At 40.3% G+C, this 22753-nt stretch carries 21 protein-coding genes; 12 read left to right on the forward strand and 9 right to left on the reverse strand.

What is annotated here, in order from left to right:
- Nucleotides 1–8: 8 nt before the first annotated feature.
- The 3 genes from N477_RS03420 to N477_RS03430 all read right to left on the reverse strand — a co-directional run bounded on the left by N477_RS03420 (nt 9) and on the right by N477_RS03430 (nt 2640).
- Nucleotides 9–698 (reverse strand): ABC transporter ATP-binding protein, encoded by a 690-nt coding sequence (locus tag N477_RS03420; RefSeq protein ID WP_063364315.1) that lies wholly within the window; start codon nt 696–698, stop codon nt 9–11.
- A gap of 8 nt (nt 699–706) precedes the next feature.
- Nucleotides 707–1975, reverse strand: coding sequence for an efflux RND transporter periplasmic adaptor subunit (locus N477_RS03425; RefSeq protein WP_063364316.1), 1269 nt, complete (start codon nt 1973–1975; stop codon nt 707–709).
- 371 nt (nt 1976–2346) lie between these two features.
- Nucleotides 2347–2640, reverse strand: coding sequence for a hypothetical protein (locus N477_RS03430; protein ID WP_063364455.1), 294 nt, complete (start codon nt 2638–2640; stop codon nt 2347–2349).
- 143 nt (nt 2641–2783) lie between these two features.
- Between N477_RS03430 and nhaR the strand changes: the two genes are divergently transcribed.
- Together nhaR and N477_RS03440 are read left to right on the forward strand one after the other, a co-directional pair.
- Complete coding sequence (nhaR, locus tag N477_RS03435; RefSeq protein ID WP_063364317.1) at nt 2784–3677, forward strand: transcriptional activator NhaR; 894 nt, start codon at nt 2784–2786, stop codon at nt 3675–3677.
- Nucleotides 3678–3728: 51 nt separating this feature from the next.
- Nucleotides 3729–4013, forward strand: a complete 285-nt coding sequence (locus tag N477_RS03440) for a SelT/SelW/SelH family protein (RefSeq protein ID WP_063364318.1) — start codon at nt 3729–3731, stop codon at nt 4011–4013.
- Nucleotides 4014–4064: 51 nt separating this feature from the next.
- Here N477_RS03440 and N477_RS03445 read toward each other — a convergent pair whose 3' ends face one another.
- The 4 genes from N477_RS03445 to N477_RS03460 all read right to left on the reverse strand — a co-directional run bounded on the left by N477_RS03445 (nt 4065) and on the right by N477_RS03460 (nt 6924).
- A complete protein-coding gene (locus tag N477_RS03445; protein ID WP_063364319.1) occupies nt 4065–4397 on the reverse strand; it encodes a hypothetical protein in 333 nt (110 codons plus the stop codon).
- Between the two features lie 29 nt (nt 4398–4426).
- Nucleotides 4427–4681, reverse strand: a complete 255-nt coding sequence (locus N477_RS03450; RefSeq protein ID WP_063364320.1) for a hypothetical protein — start codon at nt 4679–4681, stop codon at nt 4427–4429.
- Nucleotides 4682–4775: 94 nt separating this feature from the next.
- Nucleotides 4776–5702, reverse strand: coding sequence for a hypothetical protein (locus tag N477_RS03455; protein WP_063364321.1), 927 nt, complete (start codon nt 5700–5702; stop codon nt 4776–4778).
- Nucleotides 5703–6018: 316 nt separating this feature from the next.
- Complete coding sequence (locus N477_RS03460; protein ID WP_063364322.1) at nt 6019–6924, reverse strand: LysR substrate-binding domain-containing protein; 906 nt, start codon at nt 6922–6924, stop codon at nt 6019–6021.
- Nucleotides 6925–7056: 132 nt separating this feature from the next.
- Between N477_RS03460 and N477_RS03465 the strand changes: the two genes are divergently transcribed.
- Complete coding sequence (locus tag N477_RS03465; protein WP_063364323.1) at nt 7057–7515, forward strand: OsmC family protein; 459 nt, start codon at nt 7057–7059, stop codon at nt 7513–7515.
- Nucleotides 7516–7577: 62 nt separating this feature from the next.
- Here N477_RS03465 and N477_RS03470 read toward each other — a convergent pair whose 3' ends face one another.
- Both N477_RS03470 and N477_RS03475 read right to left on the reverse strand, forming a co-directional pair.
- Nucleotides 7578–8759 (reverse strand): sensor histidine kinase, encoded by a 1182-nt coding sequence (locus N477_RS03470; protein ID WP_155731784.1) that lies wholly within the window; start codon nt 8757–8759, stop codon nt 7578–7580.
- Complete coding sequence (locus N477_RS03475; RefSeq protein ID WP_063364325.1) at nt 8749–9432, reverse strand: response regulator transcription factor; 684 nt, start codon at nt 9430–9432, stop codon at nt 8749–8751. Before N477_RS03475 ends, N477_RS03470 begins: the two co-directional genes overlap by 11 nt.
- 71 nt (nt 9433–9503) lie before the next feature.
- On the opposite strand from N477_RS03475, the gene N477_RS03480 reads away from it, so the two are divergent.
- The 9 genes from N477_RS03480 (at nt 9504) to darE (ending at nt 22751) form a co-directional block, all read left to right on the forward strand.
- Nucleotides 9504–11243 (forward strand): amidohydrolase, encoded by a 1740-nt coding sequence (locus N477_RS03480; RefSeq protein ID WP_063364326.1) that lies wholly within the window; start codon nt 9504–9506, stop codon nt 11241–11243.
- Nucleotides 11244–11524: 281 nt separating this feature from the next.
- Nucleotides 11525–13537, forward strand: coding sequence for a HAMP domain-containing methyl-accepting chemotaxis protein (locus tag N477_RS03485; RefSeq protein WP_081216646.1), 2013 nt, complete (start codon nt 11525–11527; stop codon nt 13535–13537).
- An 8-nt stretch (nt 13538–13545) separates the two neighbouring features.
- Nucleotides 13546–14799: an extracellular solute-binding protein gene (locus N477_RS03490; RefSeq protein WP_196760571.1), complete on the forward strand. Its 1254-nt coding sequence runs from the start codon at nt 13546–13548 to the stop codon at nt 14797–14799.
- 1118 nt (nt 14800–15917) lie between these two features.
- The gene (gene darA, locus N477_RS25885) at nt 15918–16094 is read left to right on the forward strand and encodes a darobactin family peptide antibiotic (protein ID WP_155731785.1); all 177 of its coding nucleotides are present in this window, start codon (nt 15918–15920) and stop codon (nt 16092–16094) included.
- A gap of 62 nt (nt 16095–16156) precedes the next feature.
- The gene (locus N477_RS03495) at nt 16157–17221 is read left to right on the forward strand and encodes a hypothetical protein (RefSeq protein ID WP_063364329.1); all 1065 of its coding nucleotides are present in this window, start codon (nt 16157–16159) and stop codon (nt 17219–17221) included.
- Between the two features lie 13 nt (nt 17222–17234).
- Complete coding sequence (darB, locus tag N477_RS03500) at nt 17235–19535, forward strand: darobactin export ABC transporter permease subunit (RefSeq protein ID WP_063364330.1); 2301 nt, start codon at nt 17235–17237, stop codon at nt 19533–19535.
- Nucleotides 19536–19546: 11 nt separating this feature from the next.
- Nucleotides 19547–20785 (forward strand): efflux RND transporter periplasmic adaptor subunit, encoded by a 1239-nt coding sequence (locus N477_RS03505; protein ID WP_063364331.1) that lies wholly within the window; start codon nt 19547–19549, stop codon nt 20783–20785.
- A gap of 1 nt (nt 20786) precedes the next feature.
- On the forward strand, nt 20787–21452 hold the full coding sequence (locus N477_RS03510) for an ABC transporter ATP-binding protein (protein ID WP_063364332.1): 666 nt from the start codon (nt 20787–20789) through the stop codon (nt 21450–21452).
- Between the two features lie 12 nt (nt 21453–21464).
- Entirely contained in the window at nt 21465–22751 is a 1287-nt protein-coding gene (gene darE, locus N477_RS03515) for a darobactin maturation radical SAM/SPASM protein DarE (protein ID WP_063364333.1), read from the forward strand.
- Nucleotides 22752–22753: the final 2 nt, after the last annotated feature.

Here is a 22753-nt window from a genome sequence, read left to right on the forward strand (position 1 = left end):
ATATCCCCTTAAGCTATTTCTTGAGCGTAGTTTTCTACATCATTAATTACACCATCTTTTACTTCTATGACTCGGCTGGCAAACGCAACCTGTGACAGGTCATGCGTTACCATAATAATGGTAGTCCCTTTTTGGTTGATCTCTTGTAGCAAGGACATTACACCGCTGGCCATTTTAGAATCTAAATTTCCCGTCGGTTCATCTGCCAATAAAAATGAGGGGGAGCCGGCAAGCGCTCTGGCGATCGCAACACGCTGTTGTTGACCACCAGAAAGCTGTGAAGGGTAGTGAGTTTGACGTTTAGCAAGGCCTACTTGCTCTAACGCCTTTTCAACCCGCTCTTTACGCTGTGACGCAGATAACTTTCTGTAGCGCAGCGGCATTTCAACATTATCGTAAATATTTAATTCTGGGATCAGGTTAAAACTTTGAAACACAAAACCTATTTTCTCATTCCTAAGGCGAGACTTGGCTTTGTCCCCCAGTGTCGATACCTCCACACCATCGAGCCAATATTGACCCTCACTGGCTGTTTCAAGCAAACCTGTAATGTTAAGAAAAGTTGTTTTTCCAGAGCCTGACGGCCCCACAACAGCTACAAACTCACCTTGCTTTACTTCTAAATCAAACGGACGAAGCGCGCTCGTTTTAACTTCATTTGTGCGATAAGTCTTCGCTAATTTATTCATCCTTAACATACTACCCCCTATTGTACGATTCTTACACTTCCTGCATCTTTAAATATACTCAAGTCAGAAATTACGACTTTATCGCCCATCGCTAAGCCAGAAATAACTTCCACTTGCCCTAAACTCTTTGAACCTAATTTAATCGATTTTTTAACGGCAGTGCCGTCTTCTACTACGTATACAAAACGCCCACCACCTGACTCTGTAAATTGTCCTCGCGGTAGATAATAAACATCACTTTTTTCTTCTAAAACAACCCGGCTAGTCAACCTTTGATTTTGCCTTAACCCTTTAATATTTTTGTCTTTAAAGCGGATCTTTCCTTCAACTTGACCACCGACAATTTCAGGTGAGATTGCTGTCAGTTCACCTTGGTATTTATTGCCATTAAGCATCAAGTCTGCCCCCATACCTAGCGCTAAATCATCCGCATAATTTTCTGGGATCTTTACTTCGACTTCATACTGCGACAAATCAACAACGTTTAGAAGTGGCTGGTTTTTGGTAACTGTATTTTTTTGCTCGACAGTTAAATTACCAACGATGCCCGCAACAGGCGAAACAATTGAAAGAGATGAAACTTGTCTTTGTAACTCGTTGACAACCACCTGTTGTGCTTCCAACTCAAGCGCACGTGTTTTGATTTCAAACTTTTGACTTTCTTTCAATAACGCGACCTCTTTCACCGCTAATCGATACTCTCGTTCAGCATTTTGCAGGTCATCTTTAGCCTTTTGAAAATCAATGTCACTGACCACCTGATTCTTTTGGCCTTCTTCATTTCGACGCATTTCACGTTTTGCGGCATTAAGTGCGACTTGCGCTTTACCAATATAATTCTCTTGCTCTAAGTCCTGCTTTTTGACTTGTATTTTTTCTCGTTCTAACTGCGTTTTTAGCCTTGTCAATTCTGACTTTTCTTGTGCTAGCAAACTAGTTAGTTCTGGACTATCTATAACAGCAAGCGCCTCACCTAACGCAACTGTATCACCAGGAGTAACCAAATATGTCACCGTACCTTGTGCTGGACTGTAAACCGTGGGCCGCTTCGCAGCTATTACACGACCTTGAACCGAAATATCACGAACGAATTGCCCTTTTTGTACTTCAGCAATACGAATTTTTTCCAAACGAACAGCACTAGTACCACTTAGCCAAATAGATATTTGTGGGACAATTAAAGTAAGAAAAATAACGATACCAATAACGATTGCAACGTAGAGTTTATAGTTCCTTTTTTTTTCAATTTGCGTGTCTTGCGCACTGGTATCAGATATATATGTCATGTTACTTCCTTGAGCATTATGTAACTGCTTATCATTGATTAAAATACACAACCAACCACAAAATGTCACTTAAAATAAACATTTTATTAAAGTAATAATAATGTGAGATTGTTTTAAAAAAACCATTGCACCTAATACACAGTCATTTCACAGTGTTAATTTAAAAGGCGTAATAGTTGCGACCATATTAACATGAACACAAACATACTTTAATCAACATTAAATTTTTTATAGGTTATTTTAACAATCTATGAAGTGAGGATGGGAAGAAAATGTGCAGCTTCCATGCTGCAGCAAGTGCTTGGGAATCTATTCCATTCAAGTAAAGTCAAGGGGGGTAAACTAAAAGTTCAGGAGCCTTACTCTAAATGTTAACAAAGCTTCTGAGTTAACACCGTTTCGCTATTGCTCACTGCACGGCTGATTGCCTGCGCTAAACTTTTGCCTTTTGCTTTAACGAGAATACTAGGCAAACCAGGTAAAAGCACCTCGATACTACACTGAGTCAGCGTGCCATGTAATTTTGTAGGAACATCATCAATATGAACTTTAACCTTACGAATATTGGTCACGTATTTAATTAATTGCTCACTGACCATCTTGGCTACTTTAGCCTTCGCCGAACTGCCTATCGCTTTACCTGTCATTCTTAAGTTAAGTTTCATATCTTTGACCTCGCTCATAAATATGCGCTAATTACCCACTTTGGTAAAATAAATGATTGCGCCGTTAAGTTAAATCTACTAAGGTGGAATCAAAGATAAAAGCTGATTAAATCTTATTTAGACATCGAATTTTACGAAGTATGATGAATATTAACTACAACCACCTCTACTACTTTTGGCAAGTGAGCAAACTGGGTAGCATTGCTGCCGCCAGTAAGGTATTGCATCTAACACCGCAAACTATCAGCGCGCAAATAACGAGTTTAGAGCAAAGGTTAGGAAAACCGCTATTTTTTCGAGAAGGCAGAGGACTAAGGCTAACTGAATATGGCCAACTTACCCAGCAATATGCCAATGATATGTTCAATGTTGCGGAAGAGTGGCTAGAGACGACACGCGGCGACCTTGATAACATAAATCGCACGTTAAAGGTGGGGATCTCTGATGCTTTACCTAAATCTCTCGTTTCAAAGTGGTTGTCTCCACTGATCAAACATGAACGTATTACAAATTTACACTGCATTGATGGACAGCAATCAGAATTATTAGCCCAAATGGCGACACATAAGATTGATTTAGTCCTCGCAGATAAACCGTTAGATAGCTCGACACCTTTTAAAGCATTTTGTCATGAAATAGGTAAAAGCCAACTTGGACTGTACGGAAATTCGGCCTACTACGCAAAATTAAGTAAAAACTTCCCAAGTACCTTAAAAGATATGCCGATCATCCTGCCCGCTAAAGCTAGCCCAGTAACAAATGCGATTCAATACTGGCTTGAAGATCTCGGGATCAATATGTCTGTTGCAGGCCATGTTGACGATAGTGCACTAATGAAATCACTTGGTCAGCAAGGGTTTGGTATATTCCCAGCCCCTTTATCAATCAGAGAAGAGATAGAACGCCACTATGACGTAACATTTATTGGTAGCATTGAAAACGTCTATCAGCACTATTATGCCTTCACTCCAGATAGACTCATCAAAGACACAATTTATTCTGAATTCGTACAAAATGCTCAGCGCGAAGGAGAGTAAAGCCTCATATGCTCTTACATAATTTTACACTAAATAAGCGGTGATACTCACATGCACAAACCCAAAATTACCATACACTATTGTGTATTATGCCAATGGTTGCTCCGAAGTGGTTGGCTAGCCCAAGAGCTATTATCAACTTTTAGCGATGATCTTAAAGAAGTGTCACTTTCACCTGCAAGTAAAGGCGTATTCAAGGTTTATTATAATGATGAACTGATTTGGTGCAGAACAGAAGATAACGGCTTTCCAGAAGCCAAAGAACTTAAAAGGCGTGTGAGAGACAAGTTAGATCCCAGTCGCGATCTCGGCCATATCGATAAACACCAAGATTAATTCAAACAGTTACACTACCCAAAAGTTCAAGTCACAGTAACCAGCCATTGTTTATATACTTAATTCAGAAACACTAAGTATTATCATCAAGCTAGCAAATATAAACTGAGACAAGCATAAAATGATGCTAAAGCAGACAGTCACATAATACGCCTGTCTGCCCTTTATCACATGTAATGCAAGTACCATGTAACAAGCTAATTGCAAAAGCCCAATAACAAGCCAATGCCGTAACTGCCATGCAAACTCTAAAAAACGATTTTCGAATGCAACAAAGAGGGTATAAATCGGTATTAACGCACTGATCACCAATAAAACGATTAAAAACCTTTGCTGCTTTTTATTTAGACCCTGCTTGAGCAAACAAGATTTAAAGTTGTTCAATTTCACCTTCAAATTGAACATATTTCAGACTATAAAAATAACTTAGATGCGACAAGATAAAGTAAAAATGACGCGATGCCATGGCATGCTAGTGGCAACAACATAACGTAAAACTTCGCAATAAAGAAGTTACCCTCTGCACCATTTTTAAAGCCGCTTTCTTTTTTAACGCCGGCCGAGAACTCTGCATCCATGTCTTTTACAACTGAGAGCATTTTTTTATAAAAAGGCGAGAGAAAAAATAAGCATACAATCACGCATAAAAACAGCAAAACATAGCTCATGTTTATTTCCTTATCGTGACTACTTCACAACATCGACACATGCCGTGAAGTAGCGCCCTATCTTATTCATATTTAAACAAGTAACAATGACCAATTACCTGCCAGCATCTCTGCGTATTTGTTGTAGTAACTCGTCGTCTCTGATCAATCGCTGCATGACCGCCTGAACTTCAGAGCTACTTGCGTTGTCGTACATTGTTAAAATATCGTTCGCCAACTGCTGCTTCACTTCTGGATCGCTTTCACCGGCTTGATAATACTGACCCATCAGACCTTCCGCAGCCATGGTTTTCATATATTTATTAGGCTCTTTTTCAATAATATCTTGTAAAGATTTCGCGATACGGCTATCCACAACAGGTGAGTGCGCAACCACTTCCAAAGCTTGTACCTTAAGTTTATCATCAGCACTATTTCTACTAATTTCAAGGACGGCATCCACAGTCTCATAATCAAACATTTCGCCTTGTGTTCGATTAAGAATGTACATATTCATTTGTAATTGTCCCATCGCAGAGAGACGCTCTTGCGGTGTTAAAGTTTGGTCAAGTACCTTGCCTCTTAAATCTTGGCTTACCTGAGACGCATACTCTGGATCAGTCTTTAATTTCAAGTCATAGTCTTTCGGCAAATCTTCGTAAAACCCATAAACAGGATTATCTTCGCTTCTTTTTTGCCTATCTTTACGTTCTTTCTCTTCAAGCACTGCAAGAATAGTTTCTTCCATCGCACCATTCGATGCACCAGTGCCGAAAGCTTGATTTTCAATGTCTAGTAGACGCTCTTCTAGATATTCGATACGAGCGATTAAAGCACTGTTATCCATATCTTCGTAGCTTTGATTGTCATTCACCTCAAGTTGAGCACTGTCAACTTGAGTGCGGACAAATTGCTGTTGAGATTGTGGCTGTTCAGCAAGCAAGGGTTGGTTACTAGGGTCACTTGAGAAATGAGAATACAACGCCAGCGCTAGTGCCGCTGATGCAACGCCTAATGCTATATTGTTTTTTGTTTGAGACATCTTATACCTACACCTCTAATTCAGGCCTTAAATAAATTGCGCTTCCTTGATCCAACAGTTAACGCTGTAATCTAAATTAATTAGACACCATAAACTGTTAAAAGTTGTACACTAAATTTAGCCATACATTGAGGGCAAATTGCAATCTTTGGACGATATAAAAGCAACAATGAATTATTTAATAATAATTTAATTGAATTTTTAGCAAATTTTAAAACCACAAGCTATTGATATTATTAAATATAAATAATTCTCCCCCCTTTATGGTGGCTTAAAAAGCACACGATTAATCTTAATGCGATTTGCTAATTTTCGATCAATTTGGCTCAATTTTCAGTGATGATTCAATGAATTTAAGCTTAAGCCAGGTAAGTAAACACGTTAGTGCCTCACTATTGCAGGTGTTTTGGTCCGTGACAAAAAAGTATGAAAATGGCATTAACATAGGTTCATAAGGTAATTTGACGAGCGCACCTTGAGCCAACATTTCAATGGCAATGTGGTGCCAGCCCAGTGCAATACCTTGACTATATTTAGCCGCAGTTAATGTATGACCAAGATGGCTAAATGTTCTAATGTTTTGATTAGGTATACCGTCAACATAATGCTGTTCAAGCCAAGTTTGCCAATTAATACAACCAGGTGCGTCTTCCATTCCACCTTGATAACTTAGCAAAGGAGCATCTTCGTCCAGCGCTTTTAAATAATTTGGCGAACAAACAGGGTAAGCCCATTCAGATGCAAGGCGAGTACAATTAAGCCCTTGATATTGCCCATGACCAAAGTGCAAATGCGCATCTACATGGTGACAATTAAAGTCAATGAGCTGATCTTGTGCAATTAGGTTTAGTTCGATATGGGGGTAGCATTGGTAGAATTCTCCCAACTTTGGAATTAACCAATGCTCAAGTAACGACGGGATCACTGCCAGTACGATTCTCTTAACTTGAGTCGAACGACGAGCTGCAACGACCCCATGCTCTAGGACATTGAACCCTTTACTTACATGCTCATAAAGGCGCACAGCTTCAGGCGTTAAGATCACACCTTTTGACTTGCGATGAAATAAGCTCATACCTAATTGAGATTCGAGCAACTTCATTTGATGGCTAACTGCACTGGGAGAAATATGTAAAATACCTGCTGCTACCGTAAAATTAAGCTCTTTAGCAACCACTGAAAAAGTATACAGTGCGGTCAATGAGAGGTTTAAATTACTCATGATGTGAAAATACCTCAAGTCACTTTGAGTTATTATCGCTTCTATATGTCAACTGTCAATTTCATAATAATCAGCAAGTATTTTGTAATCGCACTGCAAAGCCTGCGTGTAATTTAAATTCAGAGGATATCTATGTCTATTCATACAGCGATTATTTCTTGGCATCGTCAACCAAATGAAGCCTTTACCGACGCGAAGTATAATCGAGCACATACTTGGCGTTTCGATGGTGGCCTTGAAGTCGCTGCATCATCTTCCCCCTCAGTTGTGCCTTTGCCGTACTCAGAACCAAATAATGTGGACCCAGAAGAAGCATATGTTGCATCACTATCCAGTTGCCATATGCTATTTTTCCTTCATTTCGCAGCACAATCAGGGTTAATCATTGAATCCTATATTGATAATGCCTCAGGGGTAATGGGTAAAAATACACATGGTAAAACAGCAATCACAGACGTGATACTCAAGCCACAGATCACTTGGCATCACGCAAGCCAAATTGATGAACAAATTATCTCTGAGCTTCATCATCAAGCCCATAATTCGTGTTTCATTGCAAACTCAGTCAATACACGTATTAGGGTGGAATAAACAACCGATGACAATGCACTTACCATTGAAACGCGCTTACTCGTAGAGGCGATCTGAGGGTATCAACCAAGCTCGGTGTTAGTTAGTTTCCAGTTAATGCTGAGCGTGTAATTATTATCAATGTGCACGTTGAGTTTCCATCCAAAACAATCACAGACCTGCGACATCATTTGACTACCAAGGCCGTGCCCTGAGAGCATCGGCTTTGCTTTTATGGTGTTATCAAACACCAGTCCATCTTCATCACATCTTAATCGCAGCGCGCCATCACCATGTTGCAATGCGTTTTTCGCCACTTGTATTAACAGCAGCTCAAACAGTTTAGGTTCAATAGCCTGCTTTCCCACTTTGTGCTCATTCACAAGCTCTATACTCAGGCCATGTTCACGCCATTTTGTTTGCCACCTCATTAACAAAGGCAGCAAAGCGTGGCGTCCAAGCCTTGCTTTATTAGGGTGACTCAATAGTAAGACTGCATCAGCAATGTCAGTCAGTGCCTGCTGTCCTCTTTCAAGCTCATCAAGCACGTCTAACGCTGCCAAAGGGATTTCGTCAATTTGCTGTAACCGGCTCATACTGTGATGAATATGAGTCAATGGTGTTCTCACTTCATGGCTCAAAAATGCAGAAAACAAACGCTCTTGTTTTTGCGCATGTTGCTGTGCAAAACGTGCCATTTTTACCGTCGACTGTAGTTCGGACATTTCAATAAAACGCGCATTCGGCACTTCATCTGTCTCTAAGCTGCGCGTAACTCTGTTTAGATCACGACTCATAGCTCGCCAAACCCGCCAGACTAATAACCCTAAAGGAATTAACATAAAACTACTCAAGACGATAAAGATCGGCACTAGACTTGGCGAGTCTTGGTGAGAAAAAAAGTGAATAACAAATAATGAGCGACCCTCATCATCTTCACTTTTGAGGACATACATATCACCATTAGCAGATGACAATAAAAACGTATGTTCAAATTCAATATCGTCTATATTCAAAACAGCTTGGTAATTAAGGGGCATATCATCTAAAAAGCCGATGAACTTCTCTTGTGTCATCAAAGGCAGTGTAAGCTGTCCACTATGTACCAATGCTAAATCTTGATAGAGGTAATGCTCTGTTGTGTCATCCCAAGCAAAATGATAGACCCAGGTCGCCACTTGGATCCAAATAGTTATAAAAACCAGAAAGAATACACCTACCCTAAGGATAAAATAACGTCCTAGGCTTTGGGGCTTATTCATCATTGCACCTCAAGACTACACCTTGACTTTTAATAGTATGAACAAGCTCTAATTCAGTTGCTTTAGATATATTACGGCGCAACCGGGTAACCAATGATTTATACATATTATTGTTGACGTCTTGATCTGGCCATATATGAGCTAAGATCTGATCTTTGCTCACAGGTTTTGGACTTTGCTGAGCCAGCAAAGATACCAGTTGCCATTGCTGAGGAGAAAGCACCAAAGCTCGCTCTCCTCGCTTTGCTATTTTCAATGAAAAATCAATAAACAAACTATCTAGTTCAAATATCGAGGTTGTTAGCGTGGCCTGCTTTTGAGCTAATATTTTAAGCCTAATTGCCAACTCTGGTAGTGCAAATGGTTTGGTAATGTAATCAAGTGCACCAGCTGAAAAAGCTGCCAGCTTGTCTTCAAGTGATGTCGCCGCAGTGCAAAACAACACAGGTACACCTTGACCAAGAATATGCTCAGACAATAAATTCAGCCCGCTCCCATCTGGCAGATCCATATCTAATATCACCGCATCATAGCGAGTATATTTTTGTGTTTGTGCCGCAATTTCTTTTGCACTTGAGACCGAAGCGGCATAGTCCACTTCAATGCCTTCGCATTGCAAAAAGTCGATTAATTGTGCAGCTAAAGACCTATCATCTTCAACCAGCAAAACAAGCATAAAACCTCTACACTGTTACCTTATGGTTACCATGCCATTGATATTGTAGCGCCAACTAACAGGAGTCAACCATGAGAGTCACAAATATGTCTTTAATTCCTTTAATTGTAGCTGCCCTTTGTATGTCTGGCTGTAACTCAGATTCAACCCCAACGCCCAATAATTCCATAAAAAGCAATACGCCAGAGACAACACCTAGCCAAACGCAACAAGATAAATCAACCATGGTGTTTGTAAATGGTGACATATATACAGTGAATGAAGACAAGCCTTGGGCGCAAGCCGTTGCAATCAAAGACAATAAAATTATTTTTGTCGGTACCACAGAGCAAGTACAACAACATATTGGAGAAAATACCCAAGTTATTGACCTCAAGGGCAAGATGATGATGCCAGGCTTTCATGATATACACATGCATCCATTGGAGTCTGGATCTGATGCGACTCAATTTACCATTCCTGAAGCAGAGTCTACCGATACCTATATAGACCTTGTTGCAGACGCCGCATTTCAAAACCCAAATGCCCAGTGGTTGATTGGTTATGGGCACTCAATTGGCACTTTGCTCGAAATGCAAGACAGTCCTATTGACGTACTAGATGAGGCCGTGCCCGACCGCCCAGTTATCATTATGGAGCAAACGTCTCATTCAATGTGGCTCAATAGCAAAGCAATGGAATTAGCAGGGATCCATAGAAATAGCTTAGACCCCATTGGCGGAGTTATTGGCAAAGACGAGCAAGGTAATCTAGATGGGATCCTATACGACAATGCCGGCAACCAAGTTATGGAATTGGCTATGCGTTCGCTGACTAATACGCAACAAAGCGATTACCTTGGGTTGATAGAATATACCATGCCTGCGCTAAACAAAGCTGGGATCACTTCAATCAGTGATGCGAGGACCTACTGGCAGCGTGGACACTTGGAAACATGGCTGAAAATTGCCAACGAAGATAAGCTAACACTTAGAGCGCATTTAGGTCTGTGGGCTTACCCGCAAATGAACGATGCCGCCCAGCTAAGTAAACTAAAATCTCTTTACCAAGCAGATCCAAATAGCTTGTTGAAAGTAAATCAAGTCAAGTTTTATGTAGATGGCATATTAGTCAACACGACCGCTGCGATGCATGAACCGTACCACCAAAACTGGCTTGAACTCGATGGTAACAATGGTCTGAACTACTTTACTCAAGCACGTCTTGAAAAATACATAAAAGCGCTGGAACCAACAGGGTTTGATTTTAATATTCATGCTATTGGTGATAGAGGGATCCACGAAGCGCTTAATGCCATTGAAAATGCCTCATCGGGTAAGTCTCGTCACAGATTGACGCACTTAGAAGTGGTTGACCCAGCTGACTATGCCCGCTTTGCTAAACTCGGCGTGATAGCAGATGCCCAAGTCGCAGGCGACTTTACAGACCCTGGTCACTGGTCTGAAAACATTCCTCTTTTGGGTGTAGAGCGCAGCCAAGACTTGGTTCCAATTAAAAGTTTAGTTGAAAGCAATGCAACCTTAACACTGTCCAGTGACTGGAATGTCAGCCCATTCAACCCATTTATCGGGATCAGTAATGCGATATCTAGAGCACCGCAAGCTATCACGCTCGCACAAGCACTCGAAGCCTATACACTAAACAGTGCCTATGCGATGCGACAAGAACACTTGGTTGGCAGTATAGAAGTAGGCAAGCTGGCTGATTTAGTCGTGCTAGATAACAACCTATTCGAAAGCACAGTCAAAGAAATTGCCAATACGCAGGTCACGATGACATTGTTGGATGGAGAAATCGTCTACCAGCGCTAAATTGAGCAAGAAAGGGGCCTTACGGCCCCACCGAGCATCACTGAATTGCAACAACTTAAGACTATCTTTAGCTTTTAATGATTTTCTATTATCAGCGTATTGTTAGTATCGTTACTTTTTTACGCATCAAATACACACTAAACACTTACTCAACATAACCAGCACGTTCCATTACATTTATTTGTTTAAATATACTGAATAAATACTAGATTATTTTAAAAAGGACAATGCTACCATTGCGCAAATTTTAAACCTATTTAATTTAGTAAGTTACCCATACCATGTTCAAAGCATCCGTAATATCAAGAATATCAGTCGGATACACGGTAGTTCTCCTGGCAATGGTTGCCATCAGCGTTTTCTCTCTCTTTAGAATGTCTGAGATTGATAGCAACTTGAAAAAAGTGACCCAAGTCGCTCAGCCTATTGATATAAAAGTAAACTCTGTAGAAAGTAAGCTTGATCAGCTTAATTTGTCTGTCTATCAACACTACTATACAGATGATATTTCTGAACAGTTAAGATTGGAAGGTTCCATCAATGCTTATCAGAAAAAGATCCAACAACAGCTCGATGCAATGGTAGAGCTGTTCACGAATTTACCTAACAACGGTGAGAAAATACAAGTTGTTGAGCAATTTGAAGCCAGTAAAGCACAGGTATTTAACGCTCAACAAAAATCAATGAGCGTCGCAAGCACGGCGTTAAAAAACAAAGCCACACTCAAACAGTATCAAGCACAGATCAGTCAGCTTGATGAGCAGCTTGCGAATATTACTGAACGCTACAAAAAATATAGACAAAACCAACTAGTGACCGCTTCTTTAAGTCAGCTCAGATATGGTATTTCTATCGCGAAGCAGTTTTTATTGATCAATAACCTTCAAGAACTTCAAGCCTTATCGCAAGAGTACAAATTATGGCTATCTGATTATGTTAAAAGTGGCTATCAGCTTCAGTCTATTTCATCGAGCGCAGCACTCGAGCGAAATATTCTTACTCCCCTTGGCGCTGTAGCAACAGATCTTGCTTGGATCATTGGTAAACAAGATGGTATTAAATCTCTGCAAAGTAGTTATCTTTCTAGTAAAAATGTCCTGATCAGTAACCTTGCTCAAGTAGAGTCAGGCTTACAACAGCTGAAATCAGATATGGCTCGCATCAGCCAACTAAGCCAAGACTTTAGTGCTGCGGTAGAGTCGCAAACAACCGCATCAGTTGAATCAAGCTTTACTTGGATCTCTGTAGCAACACTCGCAACTCTCATTTTCGGTATTATGACAGCGCTGTATATTACACGCAGTATCAGCCGCCCACTTAAGCAAACCGTTGCAGATATTGAGAAACTGGCAACCGGTAACCTAGGTGAGCAAATCGATGTAACGGGTAAAGATGAATTTGCGCAATTACGTCAATCACTGCAAAGTTTAAGAGTTGCCTTTGCTAATATCATTACCGATATAAAGACACAATCAGAACAGATCAATCATTCTGTAGATACCCTATCAAGCAGCGCACAGCACACAACCACGATTGCAAATCAGCAAAAAGATCAGACCACACAAGTGGCCAGTGCAGTCCTTGAAATGACCGCCACATCGAGCGAAATTTCTGATACTGCAGTACAGGCAACACAGCTTATGGCACAAGCTGATACCCTTGCCACTCAGTCGCAAGGCTTAGTGCAGCAAAACCAAACCCTAAGTGAGCAGCTACGCTGTGATATGACATCTGCTGCTGATGTGGTGGCCTCTTTGGATAAAGAATGCCGCCAGATCGAAGAAGTGGTTAATGTTATTGATACCATTGCAGATCAAACCAACCTACTGGCACTGAATGCCGCTATCGAAGCAGCGCGAGCCGCAGAGCATGGTCGAGGCTTTGCAGTTGTTGCAGACGAAGTGCGTACGCTGGCTATGCGAACGCAAGCTTCAACAGAGCAAATTCAAACTAAGATTGATCAGTTACTTAAATCGTCAGATCTTGCCGTGCAAGCACTTAGAAGCTCAGTGCAAAATACGCAGTCCTGTACCCAGATGGCTAAGGAGATTGACGTACAAATTAAAGAGTTTGCCCAAGGCGTGAGCGACGCCCACCAACTCAATGAAGTAATTGCGGAAGCCGCAAAACAGCAACATATCGCCGCTCAGGAGATAAGCACGAGCATTGAAAACATTGACGAGCTTTCGCTACAAACGCTCGACCAAATTCAGCATAACAATGCAGCTGCGAATGAGCTAGATAAAGCATCTGATGCGTTAGTGACAATGAACGAGCAGTTTAAGGTGCAATAGAGATGAACATGACGAAACTTTTATACCTAGTAATCATACTATTGCTTTGGCCAACCTTTGCCAGTGCCAAGCAAAAACTCGATCTTTACACTTGGCGTCAACAAGAGCAGTTGTTATGGGAAAAGATCAATAATCAAAACTTACTTAGCGATATCCAAGTAAATGTAAAAGTCATTGACTTTGATACATATCAGTCCCATGTGCAGCTGGCAATGCAAAATCAGCGTGTTGATCTTTTTCAATGGATGCCGGGTCCTGCGGCACTGGCACCACTGATTGAGCACAACCTGATCTCTGCGCAAAGCAATGAGTTAACTTCTATTAACTCCAACGCACTTCCGGCGGCGACAGGTGCCGATGGCAATATATATGGTGTCCCATTTGCTATGCAGCTAGAAGGGGTATTAGTCAATAAAAAATTACTGGAAAAGCATGGTTTAAATTCACAACCACGCTCTGTTGCTCAATTGGAAAGTGTGTTTGCGCAATTGAAGCGTCAAAATATTACACCACTACAAATGGCCAGTGACCAATGGTATCTATCGCAAGTAGTTGCAGAAGTCATGGCTGCGGGATTACTGAAAGCATCACGTGCACAAGCGCTGATTGCGGGCCAAGCTTGTTTTACAGATCCTGACTATGTAAATATTTTAAGCACCTTGAAAAGCTGGCATGCGCAAGGTTTTATTAATCAAGACGTATTAACGCAAGACTATCATGGCATGGGCACCAGTAAAGCGCTTGGTAACTCAGCTTTAGCATTGGATGGCGGCTGGCGTGCAGGGCCAAACTCAGTGTTTTATCAGATAGATAAAAGCTACCAAGTGGGCTTTTGGGCTATCCCCGGACAAAGTGGCAAGTTCTATGGATTTGCTGACGGTACATACCAAATCAATACCACCAGTGAGCATGCAGCTCTTGCACAAAAAGTGCTTGATTTTACAACAACCAAAACTTTCGCTAACTTATTTGCGAATACCCTGAATGAAATCCCAGCTTATGATGGGCAAGTTCAAATCAGCAGTGCAAACCTTAAAGCACAAGCTCAGCTATTAAATGAGCAAAGCTATGATGCGAGCCTATTTACTGCTTCATCATTAAACCAAGGATCTCCAAGTTACCAGCAACTTGTTGCAGAGGCCATAAAGCAAGTGTTTTCTGGTGTATCAGCGCAGCAAGCTGCACAACATATTCAGCAAGGCCTAAATAGCTGGCAGTATATTGGCACTCAGAACTGTGTTGATTTGACGCTACAAAACTAACTACGTCATTAATGCAGGCAGTCACCATAGTGGCGCCTGCATGACCCGAAAAAAATCGGTGAACATATCATTTGAACTTGAGCGGTTATACCGCAGCATGAATTAGAAAAGAGATAGGCGTGCAAAGATAAAATGAAGATTCTACTCTCATAAACACATAACCTAAACACACCTCGATAGATTAGCTAAACAATATAAGTACAGCTAAAGTCAGCTATGACAAGCATAGTCAAAGGCAGCTAAAAGTCTTGGAAAATTAAAAAAAATCATGAAAAAACAGTCACAAAAGAAAACGAGCGATTACTTTATCCTTAAAAACTCAACATCCTTAGTTGATTAGGCAAAGTTGTTATTGTCCGCAACCAAGCTGGCTGCTTTACTTTCAACTGAATCAAGTAGCGTTAAAACCTTTCACACATATGCGCTTGAAAAACAAGCTAGATATAAATGAAAACTGATTTATAGCCAAATTTAAAGCCGCTAACCCTATCAAACTTGACGTTAAATTTAATCCGCTAAACTGAGCTACAGACAAATCAAATAACTACTTTTAATTTCCCCTCACAGAATAAAGTATAAGTTACCGACAAGAAACATTGATTTAGATCAAGAAAAAGCAAATATAACAAATTATTTTACTCATTTTTTATTTCCTATTTTTATAGTTTCGCTCGTGTATCATTAAAAAATTTATTGCTAGTAACAAAATAAAATTCACAACCAAATACAATAATATAAATTAAATCGCATCAGCAACTCCGTAATGATAATCACAATCAATACGAAAAAATAAAAAATTAAAACTATAATATTCATAAAATTAAATATAAAAAACATCCTAAAATTTTTAAGTTATTTTTAAATATGCACATCTAGACATCTATAACATGCTAAATAAATTGAAATTGAAACAAAAACAAACGTATACATGCTACCGGTAGCCCATAATTTAAAAAGCTAAAAACCACAACAATAAGCATAAAAACTCATTAAGCCATGCACAATAAACACTAAAACTGTTAATTAGATACAGATTTGACACAAATAAGTAACATCATGTACAAGGAAATGGAGGACTTTCCTCAATGAAATAAATTAAATTTAAGAAGGAATTAAAAATGATCGTTGAAGCACCAAAAGAGAAAGTATCTATCTCTGAAAAACTTGATGCGCTAAAAAGCAGCTTTTCAAATCAAACGCTAAACATTGCTAATGTTGATCAAGCACGTGTTGATAGCATTTCTGTAGCGCCTCCTATCACAGCTTGGAACTGGTCGAAGTCATTCGAAAAGTAACCTAAGACGTGATAACGATGCTGTTAAATACTTGTATTTAGCAGCTTTTTAAGGACAAATGCATGAATACGCTCACCAACGAATTACCCAAGTGTTTAGAATTTAACAGCGATAATTTCGCTGATATATTCAGTCAATGTAAAATTGACCTTTTGGTAGATATTTTTAAACGAGAAATTTTATCACACAAAGAACTCTCAGAATTGTTTGATAAGCTTTCTAATACTTTCTCTTCTGAAGAGTTATACCATTTTTTCAAGCTCCCAAAACTATGGAAAGTCATTTTTACTAGCCGTGGTAAAGATAACTATATTGACAATATAAAGGCACTCTTTCTCAACGAATTAAAAGTAGCTGAACTAGATAATCATGCAATATCAAATAGTGCTTTAATCGAGCAACCACAACTAATCTGGAACTTACGCTCTGATATAGCCTATAACCCATTGACACAAAAAGCATATAAAAATAACTACCAGCACAAAGAAACAGGCATTATCATTGATTACTTTAGCGACCTTGCTCGCGGCGAGCAAAGAGATATTCCTTGGGGTGACACCGGAATATCGCAATGCCTCATTGACAACACAGCGCCAAAAGTTACCTCTGCAATAGATTATATCCAGTCCGTATCACCAGCGTGCTTTAATGTTTTAAAAGCCAGTATCTATTCCATCGTTGTTCGATTTGACACCACTAAAAATATATTCAACTGCGCATCTACCAATATATGCAACGGACTTGTGGTGCTAATAAATCCACACCTCAATGAGGTAAGTGTTGAAACACTTGCAGATGCCATTGTGCATGAAATGACACATAACCTATTTGATATTGCAGAGCTTTATGAACCTTGTTTGCCCACCAAGTTTCACCCTCAGACGATCAAATCACCTTGGACAGGCAGAATGCTTGACCCTAACACCTATATTCAAGCGTGTTACACCTGGTATGGATTAAGAAACTTTTGGCAAAAAGCCTATAAACATTTTAACACCGAAAATGCACACAAATACCTGCAACAAGCATCAAAAGGCTTTGAGCAGGCTGAGTTCGTGCGTATCGCGAAAAACTCAGACGAAATCATAAACACAAAACTAATAACAACATTAGAGCGCTTAAAATAAATAGGAATTGAAGATGTTGACGTTTTTAAGCAGCCCAAAGGGACTTTCCTCTATAACAGGAATTTTTTCACTATCATTAGGCACTATTTTACTCGGAGTTATCATTGCATTCGTATTTGCAGATAATAGAATAAATAATGGCATTACTGGTAATATTTATAAAATTGAAACCCAATTTAATTTACCCAATGGAGAGCAAGTAAATAGCTCCCAAGCTCCAGCTGCACTAATACCTGCTCTATCTTCACTTAATGAAATCAAGCGCGTCGGTATAACACATAGAGAAATAATAAACGTATTACACAATACCACTGAAATAAAAGAAGCGCAGGTCTATGCACTTGATGAAGCAGCATTTAATATGCTGTCATTCAGTTCAAATGGTATCGCTGCTGTTGAAAATAATCAGGTTTATTTATCAAGCACATTCGCCAGACAACTCACTAATAACCCAGCTAGTCTCATCGGACAAACTCTAAAGCTAGGTAAATTGGGCAGGTTTCAAATTACACAAGTAATCGAGTTAGATGAGAGCTTATCAATTAAACCAGACCTCATGATTGCTTTTGCCTCCACCTTTGAGCCTGTGATTCAATCACACTACGGTAATTGGTATGACACACATGTTCATCTGTTCGTTGAATTAAACAATAATACATCGCTAAATCTAGATCAGGTTGTGTTAGAAAATGCCCCTCAAATACCCGGTGCCCCTTTCACACCCTCTTCATTTATCCACTTATCTAAACGCCCTATTTCCCAATTGCATTATGATTTAGCGCTACCTGATGAACTGGGGACTACATTTGCTAAGTCAAGCTTATATCTGATTTACGGTGTGTGTGGTTTTTCATTTTTGCTCGGCTGCATCGGATTTTTTAGTGCAGTGTCTTCTGTCCAAATCTCACACTTAGAGCGCATAAAAACCTTATTAAGTATCGGCGGCAGCTATGGCCAAATTACACTGAGCGCATTACTCGACAACAAGTTATCTCTGCTTATTGCCAGTGTATTGTCGTTATCTGTTTTTTATTTCGGCATGCAATTTCTCAGCGCTGAATTTCCGCTTTTAACCATACTAAGCACCGCACATATGTGGATAATTTCAATCTGTATGTTGTTGTTGCTTGCCTCTATGTATATTTCAATAATCTGCCTTGTCATACGTAAAATTGTGGCGTCACAAGAAGATCAAACAATTTCAAGATCAGCAGGCGTGAGCACCATCTGGATGACGCAATTGACCATTGTCATGCAAACGCTCATCACTGCTCTGGTTATGTTTGTCGCTGTCAGTGTGACCTACGAATTGTTCTCCGCTAAACAAGCGGACTATGGATATGATATTAGCCGTACACATTACGCAAAATTAGACGGACACAATGACCGTTTTCCCACGCATATTCGAGATAACATAAATACCAACCACGGTAGGGTGTCAGAAGTGAGTAGTTGGCGCCCTTTCGATAAATCAGCGAATTACATTTCGGTATCAACAGCTCAGCAAAAGTTGGATGAGCAGCTCACACCTGTCCACTACTTTTTTGCAGGCCCTACTATTTCACAAGTGCTGGCGCTTGAAGTAATAAGCAGCAACCAAACAACCTTAGCGCTAGACAAGGTAAATAATGACGATGGCAAAACTCGCGTCATTGTCACCCAAGCCTTTTCCAAACTGTTCGACAATATTCAGGTAGATCAGCTCATCAACCATCAATTTTATGCCGATTTTGGCGAAGGTTTGACTAACATTGAAATTGTACAAGTCGTGAGTAACTTCTATCTAGGTAAAGTGAAAGCTGACTTTGATCCCATCATGATAGTGCTTGATGACACGAAGGCAAATACCTTACTGGTTAAGCATGACAGTCCAGCAAACTTAGTGTCTCAATTATCCCTAAACTCTAGTGAACAAGCCCTAGACGCAGAATTTTCAGACTTAAGTAAAATCGTGTTCTACCTGCTTTTTGTCGTTATTTTAAACATCGTCTTGATTGCGATGAACACCATTGCTAACTCACTGGTAGATGCTGAAAGACATAGCGACTCGCTGCATATTATGAAACAACTTGGCGCAGACTTAACCGCCATCTTTAGCTTTATATTTAAAAAGAATGTCTATTTATACTTGGCTTCATCACTCATTGGGGTGCTGCTGGGTTATATCATCCTTTACCAGCAATTAATCCCTCTAGATCATATGCAGTTTAGCTTCTACCACTATGCATTATCGCTCTTTGTTGTCGCGACACTTATCGCCTTTATCATTTCATTGAATTTTGGCGTGATAAGTAAAAAGTACTTGTCAGAATAAGGAGCCATGAGATGGATACAGTCATAGAGCAGCCAAAATATAACAAAGCTAAAATCATCTTTGCCATTGTCGTTATTATACTGTCAATTGCACTAGGGCTTTTATACAGCAATCAATCAATCTCCAGCATACCGATTAAAGACATTAGTCGCGTTAAAATTGCCAGCGTAAATCCAAACATCACTGCTGTGGGTACCATCAAACCCAGAAAGTCAATTAAGCTATCTTCAGATATTGGCGGTCGCGTTAAGTATTATCTCAACAAGAAAAATTCATTCGTAGAAAAAGGCGAGGTGCTCCTTGAGTTAGAGAATTACGATTACATTCTCAAGCTCACAGAAAAGATTGCGCAAATATCAGAACAAATAAGTAACCTTAAAAATATGCGCTTAAATCTGCGTCGGGAATTAAAAACCTCAAAGCTATCATTAGAGGATGCCATTTTTCAAGTCAGTGTATTGGAAAGGGAGCTCGCTCAAAAACAGCAGCTGTTACGAAACAACTTAACGCAAGAGTCGGAAGTACAGGACGTACAAAGTAACCTCACCCGTTGGCAAGCAAAACAACAAGTATTGGCAAGTTATTACCAATCACAGAAAGACCATATTAAGCATCAACTTAGCGAAATCAACGATACGGTTGATATACTCAATACCCTCCTGCTCAAACTGCAAGAAAGCGAACAACAGCTGGTGATAAGAGCACCTATTTCAGGCAATTTATCCGGCTTTGATATTGAGTTTGGTCAGCAGATATTACCTAAGCAAGAGTTTGGTTCTTTAGATCTTATTGATGACTTTTTAATTGAAGTAGAGCTCAGTGAGTATTATTTGAGCCGTGTTCATGACGCCATGCAAGCCGAGGGAAGCATCAAGAATCGCGATGTTGCGTTGAACATTATCAAAATTTTCCCTCTGGTAAAACAAGGTAAATTTCGTATGCACCTTGAAGTGCCTTTCCAGCAGAGCATGAATACGCAAGTCAAAGTTGGCCAATCTATCGAAGTATCCCTCACAGGCACAGCAGACACAAAGCTACCAAGCGTACCTTTGAATGCCACATTTAAAGAAAATAACGACATGTTTATTTATTTATTGAAAAGCAACCAATCCAAAGCAGTTAAAACACTGTTGAAAATCAAGGAGCAGATTGGCGATAAAGTGCTCGTGGATAACCCCAACATCCTTGGCCAAGAGCTCATTATTTTGGATTGGAATAAGAATTATAAAGAGGAGCTGTACATTGAGTAACATGATCAAACTAGAAAATGTATATAAGCATTTTTACACCAAAAAGTTAAAAACGACTGCACTGAACAACGTGTCATTACAGGTCAAAAAAGGCGAATTTTTGGCTATTACAGGCAAGTCGGGCTCTGGTAAATCAACGCTACTCAATGCGATAGGTCTTTTTTCAAATATTGATCAGGGTCTCATAGAGCTAAACGGCACAAGCGTTACCGGCATATCCCAAAAAAAGAAGCTCAAATACCGTCGTGAGCACTTAGGGTATGTATTCCAGTCATTCAATTTGATCCCTGATTTAAGCGTGATCGAAAACGTGATGCTGCCCCTTAAATTTAGAGGGGTGGGACTAAAAGAGCGCACAGCTGTAGCGGAGCAAGAATTAGACAAGCTGTCTCTGTCATCACGGCGCGACCACTATCCAAGCCAACTCTCAGGCGGACAGCAACAACGCGTTGCCATCGCCAGAACCATGGCATGTCAGCCCAGTATCATTTTGGCCGATGAGCCAACAGGTAACTTGGATGAAAAAACAGGACAAACAGTACTCGATATTCTACACCATGCAAATACCGCCTGCGATGCCACCATCGTCATGGTAACGCACAGCGATAAAGCGGCTAGCATGGCCAATCGGCAAGTAAAAATGGTTCAAGGTGAACTGATTAGTTAGGGAGAATGCATCATGCTCGGAGATATTTCCGTCAAAGTAATAGAAGAACCCGTTAATCCCGTCAATCAGCTAGAATTAACGGATTACCAATACTCTCGTTTAGCGTCACAATTGATAGGTGAAATCCCAGATAGTGATATGCTTGACGAGGAAGAGCTTGCGCTATTTAGACGTGAGAAAGACGCCTATTTCGAAGCCAAGCCACTCAACGCAAGCAAGGTGGTGGTGGTACTAAAAGCCACACGACTTTGCAATCTCAGGTGTACTTATTGCCACTCATGGGCTGAGGGACCTAACCAAACGGTCAAATTTGAAAACCTCATTTCCATTGTAAAGCGCATCTTGGCTATTCCCAATGTCTCACGAGTCGAATTCGTATGGCATGGCGGCGAAGTCACCCTGTTGCGTCCTGCGTTTTTCAAAAAATTAATCTGGCTTCAAGAGCAGTTCAAACGCAAAGATCACTTTATCACCAACACCATGCAATCAAATGCGGTGAATATCTCAAAAGAATGGCTCACCTTTTTACAAGGTATTGGCATGGCCGTTGGGATTAGCTTTGATGGGGTGCCTGAGATTAATGATACTCGTCGGCTTGATGTCCGTGGACGCCCGACAAGCCTAAAAGTTGCCGAAGGGATCAAGCGTTTGCAAGAATATGGGATCCCCTATGGCGCGCTGATAGTCGTTGATAGAGATGTGTACAATGTAAGCCCGGAGCGGTTGCTCAGTTACCTCGCATCGATTGAGCTCAATGACATTGAGTTTTTAAACATTGTTCCTGATAACCGCGCACAGCCCGGTGATGATATTGGCGATGCTTATATTAGCTACAAAGAGTATATCGAGTTTCTAAGTCGAGTTTATACCGTTTGGCATGCTCAATATCGCGGCATTATTCAGATCCGCATGTTCGAAAACTTTATGGACGTATTAGCAGACAGGAGCAAACAACTCTCTGCCTGTTATTGGGCTGGCAACTGCTCACAAGAGATCATTACTATCGAGCCAAACGGGGACGTGTCGCCTTGTGATAAATATGTTGGTGACATTGGCAGTATTTATGGATCATTGCTGGATTCAGATTTAGCCACGCTGCTAGCCGACTCGAAACATAACCAAACCTCAGTACTGGAAGAGGTTGAGTCACACTCTCGCATGCATGAATGTAAGTGGTTTTCAATTTGTAATGGCGGTTGCCCTCATGATCGTGTAATCAATGCCCGACATGTAGAAGACTACGACGATAAATGTTGTGGCACAGGTAAATTATTAAAAGTCATTGAAGAGTCGATTTAAAC

The sequence above is a fragment of the Pseudoalteromonas luteoviolacea H33-S genome, assembly GCF_001625695.1.
In the GTDB taxonomy this organism is placed as follows: domain Bacteria; phylum Pseudomonadota; class Gammaproteobacteria; order Enterobacterales; family Alteromonadaceae; genus Pseudoalteromonas; species Pseudoalteromonas luteoviolacea_B.